The sequence below is a fragment of the Streptomyces sp. NPDC047022 genome, assembly GCF_040644155.1.
GTDB lineage: Bacteria > Actinomycetota > Actinomycetes > Streptomycetales > Streptomycetaceae > Streptomyces.
On sequence record NZ_JBEYVV010000021.1, the window covers coordinates 115310 to 122258 of the forward strand.

5 protein-coding genes and 2 pseudogenes are annotated in these 6949 nt (G+C 65.7%); 6 read left to right on the top strand and 1 reads right to left on the bottom strand.

Annotation, left to right across the window (positions count from 1 at the left end):
* The first annotated feature begins 248 nt into the window (after positions 1-248).
* The 4 genes and pseudogenes from ABZ845_RS21730 to ABZ845_RS21745 all read left to right on the top strand — a co-directional run bounded on the left by ABZ845_RS21730 (position 249) and on the right by ABZ845_RS21745 (position 3651).
* Positions 249-791 (top strand): hypothetical protein, encoded by a 543-nt coding sequence (locus ABZ845_RS21730; protein ID WP_360982086.1) that lies wholly within the window; start codon positions 249-251, stop codon positions 789-791.
* Positions 792-806: 15 nt separating this feature from the next.
* Positions 807-1292, top strand: coding sequence for a hypothetical protein (locus ABZ845_RS21735; RefSeq protein WP_360982088.1), 486 nt, complete (start codon positions 807-809; stop codon positions 1290-1292).
* A 629-nt stretch (positions 1293-1921) separates the two neighbouring features.
* Positions 1922-3178 (top strand): annotated as a pseudogene (locus tag ABZ845_RS21740) (MFS transporter).
* A gap of 173 nt (positions 3179-3351) precedes the next feature.
* A complete protein-coding gene (locus ABZ845_RS21745) occupies positions 3352-3651 on the top strand; it encodes a hypothetical protein (protein WP_360982106.1) in 300 nt (99 codons plus the stop codon).
* 100 nt (positions 3652-3751) lie between these two features.
* On the opposite strand, the pseudogene ABZ845_RS21750 reads toward ABZ845_RS21745, so the two are convergent.
* Positions 3752-4042: pseudogene (locus tag ABZ845_RS21750) on the bottom strand (DUF4265 domain-containing protein); the annotation flags it as partial.
* 774 nt (positions 4043-4816) lie between these two features.
* On the opposite strand from ABZ845_RS21750, the gene ABZ845_RS21755 reads away from it, so the two are divergent.
* Both ABZ845_RS21755 and ABZ845_RS21760 read left to right on the top strand, forming a co-directional pair.
* Positions 4817-5311, top strand: coding sequence for a hypothetical protein (locus ABZ845_RS21755; RefSeq protein ID WP_360982090.1), 495 nt, complete (start codon positions 4817-4819; stop codon positions 5309-5311).
* A 543-nt stretch (positions 5312-5854) separates the two neighbouring features.
* Positions 5855-6949 (top strand): right-handed parallel beta-helix repeat-containing protein (locus ABZ845_RS21760; protein WP_360982092.1); only part of this gene is annotated, 1095 nt, incomplete at its 3' end.

The following is a 6949-nucleotide window of genomic DNA, read 5'->3' on the forward strand; positions in this document are numbered from 1 at the left end:
TCTGGTGCTTCGGGGCGGGAATGCTGACTGATCGTCAAGCTCAAGTCCCCCTCAGATTCTTCACATTTCCTTGACGATCAACGAGGGCTCCGTGATTGTTGTGTCCATGCCGCCCCGGAGGGGGTGGAGGGGAGGGAATAGCTATGAATGCCAAACTGACTCGCACATGCACAGCCGCTGCGCTTTCCGCTTTTCTCATCGTCGGGACCGGGGGAGCGGGTACTGCTTTCGCGGAAGACACCCCCTCGGTGACGGACACTTCATCGGAGGTCAATGCCGACCTGGACGGGAATCCAATCCCCCAGGCGCCGGACGACGCCGACGTCGCGGTGGACTCGCCGTCGGGCAGCGCTAACCACCCGATGAACGCGGACGGCTGCCCGTATGACGGGCCGAGCGTCTCCCTTTCCAACGTGAAGAGCACGTTCGTCGGTGACAAGAGCAAGACCGTTTACGGGCAGTCCGGCGTCACGCTCTCGGTCTCGGTGGCCAAGGGCCACACCTGGACCGGCACGTTCACGTACTCGGCCAAGCTGAGCCAGTCGATCATCATCGAGTCTGCCGAGGAGAGCATCAGCGGCTCGGTCTCTTACGCCAAGACCACCACCGTCACCCTTGGCGGGACGTGGAAGGTTCCGAACAACCAGAGGGACGGATGGCTCGCCCTCGGCTCGAAGGGCTACTCCTTCAACTGGGACTACGGTTCCCTCAATGGTGGTTGCAAGTGGATCTCCACGAGTCACGGGACCGCTAAGCTTCCGGCGCTCTCGCCCTACATCGCCCACTCGTGAGTTGAGGACGATCCGATGAAGCTTCCCCTGCTGGCCGTCGGCCTGTCGGCCCTGGTGCTCGTTACGGCCTGTTCCGGTGGCGATCACCACAGCACGCCCGCCACCCACGGGGCGTCCAAGGCGACGACAGGGACCGACGGGGCCCCCTCTTCGGTGCAGACCCCGACGACCCCGGACCGTCTTCCCGACCCGGTCCAGTCCTCGCTCCCTGTCGGGACGAAGACGCTGTACACGGGGTCGGGGCACGGCGCAGGCAGCGTCACACTTCCCGCGTCAGCGGGGAAAGCCTCATCCATCACGGCGATGTGGACGTGCGCCGGCCCGTCCAAGTTCAACATCACCGCCGCCGGAAAGACCCTCGCCGGGTCTCAGTGCGGTGACGGAAGCGGCGTGTTCACCGCCGAGATACCGCACGCCGGCATGCACGAGCTGGCGTGGAAGTTCTCAGCGGACAACTCGGTGATCTGGCGCATCGTCGTCATCCAGCCGCCAGGGAACTAGGGCCTCTCGTTTGGATCAGACCCCGCTCCCTGATCCGGCCTGATCCAAACGAAAGACCCTAGCCCACCCACCAGGGCTGTCCGGTGCTGTCGACGGCGTACGTGGCTAGCGGGCCCTAACGGATTGCTGGAGAACAGGAGCCGGCGCCTCTATCGGCGTCGGCTCTTCGGTTGCTGCCTGCACGGCAGCCGGACCGGACACTCGGAGACAGGGCCGTTGACGGTGTCCGGCCTATTTGCGCAGGCCAGAACTCCAACCGGACAGTCGGACGCCTAAGACAGATAGTGCCTTGACAGTCTTGGAGCGTAACTCCCTTTGTTTCCAGCGACGTCGGACGTTGTCAGAGCGCTCCTTCCGCGCACGTCGCTCATCTCACTCGCTGCTCACTCGGAGGGCGGGTCCGCGGGGCCAGCGTCACGGCGGACCGACGGTCTGGCGGGCGCCCCGGCGGTGGACCAGGAACCCGGAACGGCGCCACGGGGACCTGAAGGCGTTGTGTGTGGGGCGCAAATGAGGGAGAGCCCTGCCCGCGTCCGCTGCTAGCGTGCTTGTCCGGGAGCCAACCGGCGTGTCTGCGCGCGCCGACGCGGGATGAACCGTCAACGTCCCGCGATGAGTGGAGGTTTGCTGTGCTCACGGGCTTCACGGGCTTCACGGGCTTCACGGTCTTACGGCAGCGGCCGTTCCGCCACCTGTTCCTCGCCCGCACCGTATCGCTGCTCGGCAGCGCCATGGCTCCCATCGCACTGGCCTTCTCCGTGCTGGACGCCAAGGGCGGCTCGGCGACCATGCTGGGCCTCGTCCTGGCTGGCCGCTCGATTGCCCAAGTGCTGCTGTTGCTGTTCGGCGGTGTGCTGGCCGACCGACTGCCGCGGTTCCGGCTGATGGTCGTCTCAGACTTGGTCGCGTTCGCCGGACAAGGGGCGATCGCGCTGCTCATTCTCACCTCCTCCACGTCGCCGGCGGCCCTGGTCTGACTCAACATGCTCGCTGACGCCGCGGGGGCGCTATTCCTGCCTGCCTCCCGCGGGGCGTTGCCGCAGGTCGTCTCCGGCAAGGACCTCCAGGCAGCCAACGGTCTTCTGCGGCTGTCGATGAACGGCACGAGCGTCTTCGGTAACGCGCTTGGAGGCGTCCTCGTGGCCACGGTCGGCGGAGGCTGGGCGCTGGCCATCGACGCTGCGACCTTCCTTGTCTCGGCCGCACTGCTGTCCGGGGTCCGTGTCGCGAACGTCACCAGAGCGAAAGCGGCAACCGTTCTGGCGGACCTGCGGTCCGGTTGGAGGGACTTCACCTCGCGCAGCTGGATCTGGCTGGTCGTCGTGCAGTTCGCCTTCGTCAACCTCTGCTTCACCGCGGTCAACGTGCTCGGCCCGCTGACCGCCAAGCAGCACCTTGGCGGCCCGTCCGCCTGGGCGGTCATCGCCACCTCGATGGCGGTCGGCCTGGTGGCCGGCTCCCTGGTGGCGATGCACGTGCGCCCCCAACGTCCCATCCGCCTCGCGGTGTTATCCACCTTCGGCTTCCTGCCGCCGTTCGCGCTGCTCGGCTTCGGCGCCCCGGTATGGCTGATCGCCGCGTCGATGTTCGTCAACGGCGTGTGCGTGAACCTCTTCGAGGTGCTGTGGGACACCACACTGCAACGGCATGTCCCCGCCGGATCGATCTCGCGGATCAGCTCCTACGACGCGATGGCGTCGTTCCTGCTCGGCCCGATCGGCCTGGTGCTGGTGGGCCCGGTCTCCGGTGCGATCGGGACTGGGCGGACGATGCTCGCGGCTGGTGCGATCCTCGCCGTGATGACTGTCGTCAGCTTCGCCTCGCGTTCTGTGCGGGCGGTGACCGCCGAGGCGCCGCAGCAGGAGAGCGAACCTGTGCCGACCTGAGATCACCGGGCCGGCATCGCAAGGTGCTGGTCGCCACGCGGAGCAAGCTCCTAGAGGCCGCGTAGCGCCTCGTACAGGTCGCCGTAGGCGGCCCAGCAGTCGATGCTGCCGTCGTCGTACAGGCTGCCCATGTACCAGTCGTCGTCATCGACAGGCTTCACGAGACACAGGCTGTGGAACCCGAGAACGATCTCCGGGCGTGGCATCTCGTGGGGCTCGCCGACGCTGAACCACTTCACTGGCCGATCGGGATCCAGGGCGGCAGCTTCTCGGTCTCCCGAGACATCGCGGATCTGCTGAAGAGTCCAACCGTGGGGGAGCCGTATGTCTGCCATCCACGGATGATCCCACTCGCCAGTGTGAGGGCCGTCGCGGGCAAGGGCTTGCTCGCGGGCACTGCCTTCTTCTTGCCCTGGGTCTCGCCGGAAATCTTGGTGAGCTGGGTTTTTGCTGGTCAGGGGCAGCAGGCTTGAGCGCCTGGTGGTCGTCGCCGGTCGTCAATGGCGGCTGTCGAGCAACCTCGGACGGCCCAGGGACGGCCCAGCCGTGGATCACATGAACGGCGTCAGTCGGCAATCGTTGCACCTTGGCGAGATCGGCGGCGGGTGGGATGTCTAGGGCGATCATGCGGAACCGTCCTATGCCCTCGCCGCAGACTCCCAGTTCGTGAAACGCGTTGTGCACGCTCTGCCGTGCGGCTCCTGAACCGCCGTCACGGAGCACGATGAGGCGGATGGTGCGGTTCTCCGAACGACGAACTACCTCGCCCGCCCATAACACGCCTTCGTCATCGGGCTCGGTGGCTACGACGTCTCCGCAGGCGATACCTCGGACGAACCAGGGGATGTTGTCGAGCCTTACAGTATGCCTCCGCCACGTTGCCAGTGCCGTCGACCAGAGCAAGCAATGGCCTGCAACCCGGCAGCGCTTGCCGACGACAGCCGGCCACGGCGGCGGGCGCGCCAACCGGCCAGGCGCGCGTGTGTCTCGCTGTACCCCCACCGACCTTAGCCAGCCCATTTGCGGTTATCTGGCGTGCGTCACCTGTGGCGGTCCGGGCGCAGTGCGTGGCACGGACCAACTGGGGCGTCGTGCTCGACGTTGACGACCAGGGCCCCGGCGTTCTCCCCTGGATGTCCGGTTCATGGCGATCTTGCAATGCCGTAGAGGGCGAGGACTTGGTGCTGGTCGGTGTGGGCGCGTCGCGGAACCGGTACCGGCGATACCGTAGTTGAGGCCGGCGACGGCCTCGCACCTGGGCAGCCCGTCATCCACAAGAGGGGTGACGGCGTCAACCACGCCAGCGGAGCTGGGTAACCCCTCCGAGTGGGGCGTGGTAAAGCTAGAAATCAAAGATTCGGCCGCTCAGCTGAAAGGGAATATCTGCCAGAATGTGACTCATGGCAAGTGGTGCTGTGGGTGCGATCTGGTGTCGGCTGGAAAGAAATGCTACCTCGGGTGGGCCATTACTCCGTTTGCACACGGGCCCGGAGTAATGCCGCATTAGGGCCGGAAGGGGAGAGAGTGAACTTTTGGGGTGCTCGGGCCGCGTCGTTTGCGGTGCCACTCGGGCTTGGCCTGTTGCTTGGCCTGACAGGGCCTACCGCTGAGCATTGGGGCGGCCGTCCAGGTGCGGCCGTGGGCGCCGTTTTCACCGGTGGGTGGCCGTGGGCCTGTTACGCGTTTCTGGTGGGTTATTTCCGTCGGTCTAAAATCGAATCGGTTGTTCTCGCGCCTCTGGGGATGGCCATCGGTGTCGTGACCTACTACCTGACTAAGGGAAGCCTGGCTTCCCTGGGTGGACTGGATTCCTCAGGTGCGGGATCATCCGGAATTGCCCTCTGGGGTGTGCTGGCATTCTTCTTCGGAGCACCTCTTGGGCTCTTGGGGAACCTCGCGCAGGTGCCGGGCATCGGCGGCCTGTTCTTCCGGCTGCTTATTCCCCTGGTGGCTTTTTATGAGACTTCCATGCGTCTGGAGACGGAGTCGCGCGGGCCGAGTCCGGTTGTTCTGGGTACCTGGACCACCGTTCGGTTCACGGCTGTTGCCGTTGCGGTCGCTCTGGTGGGCCACACGGTCTGGGGTTGGCGGAGGTCTCGCCGTATTCGTTCCGCGGGGGTGGGCGTTGGCTAAGGGCTGTCCCGCAAAGCGCAGCGCCACGCCCCCCGTACTCCTCAGCCGGACGAGTACGGGGGCCTGCCATGCCCAGTAGACGTCAGCCCCGGGAGGTCCTACGGTGCCGCAGCACCAGGTAACCGTCCGCGGCAACCAGCGCCGCCGCGAAACCTGCCATCAAATTGGAAGGCAACCTCGAGACTTCGCGGGCGTTCCCCCGGCTGTGTGGGCGGAGACACTCTTGCTGTTTGCCGAACTCTTCCGCGACGTCCTGGCACTCGTCCTGTCTTTCCGTCACGCCGCGCAGGGCGCCGCGACCGGGTCACGGATTGCATGGCCTGCCTGCGGAGGATCACCGGTGGTGGCGGCGGGGAGATGTCATCGTCATGCAGTCCTGTCGGATGACGGATTCAGCTACTTGGCCGTATTCGCTGCTGTGCCTGGGTGAGGGGTAGTTGCGGCTCGCTGGGAGAGGTGCGGGAGACGGCTTTGCTCCCAGTGTCCGGGACGCGGACGAGGAGCCGCCCGTGCTCCGAAGGTGCCTGCACTTCGAGGAGAGCCATGCGATACACCACACTGTCCGGCATCGCTGCCCTGGCCACGATCGTTGTCAATGGCGTGAGCGCGGTTCCGGCCGTGGCGGGAGGGTCGGGTATCCAGGTGCCGTGTGACACCGCGGCCCTGATCAACGCGCTAGCCACGGCGCCGGCGGGATCCACGCTCGTCCTCGCCCGCCGCTGCACCTACCACCTGACCACCGCCTACAGCGGCGACGACGGACTGCCCCCCATCGACAGCCAACTCACCATCGAGGGCCGGGACTCCACCATCGTTCGCGACGGACCGACGGCCGGCACCTTCCGCATCTTCCACGTCACCTCCACCGGTAACCTCCGGCTCGACGACGTCACCATCCGCGGCGGCAATGCGCCCGATGACGGGGGAGGCATCCTCGTCGACGGCACGCTGAACCTCAACGAGGTCACCCTCGACAACAACACCGCCGGCGTCGAGGGTGGCGGCGTCGATGTCGAGTCAAATGCCACGGCGAACATCACCCGCAGCCAGTTCACCTTCAACAACGCGGGCCTCAGGGGCGGAGGCCTGCAGTCGAACGGTACCGTCACCACCGACGGGGTCGAGTTCGAACGCAACTTCGCCGTTGTCGGCGGTGCCATCGACCACGACAGCGGTGACGCCATCTACCGCAACACAACCCTGAAGAACAACACCTCAAGCTCGGAGGGTGGCGGCATCGACATCGACGACGGCACCGTCCAGTTCATCAACAGCAAGATCCTCAACAACACCACCACGGGCTCTTCCGGCGGCGGGATCTGGAATAAAGCCTCGCTGACCCTCATCAGGACCGAGGTCGCCGGTAACGTCGTTGGAGGCTCCGACGGCGATGGCGGCGGCATCTACAACACGGCTTCCGCCACCCTCGTGCTGAAGGACAGCTCGGTCCACCACAACAGCGCGAACGGCTCCGGAAATTCACAGGGCGGCGGCATCTTCAACACCGGCAGTACGGTGACGCTCGACCACAGTGAGGTGAACAACAACGCCTCCACCGTCGCACCGGGCGGCGTGTGGACCGACACCCAGTTCACCGTGAACCGGTCAGAGATCCGGAACAACATCCCCACCAACTGC

Bases quoted from the DNA above. Each gene is read 5' to 3' on its own strand.
- ABZ845_RS21735 (WP_360982088.1), top strand. From the start codon at position 807: ATGAAGCTTCCCCTGCTGGCCGTCGGCCTGTCGGCCCTGGTGCTCGTT.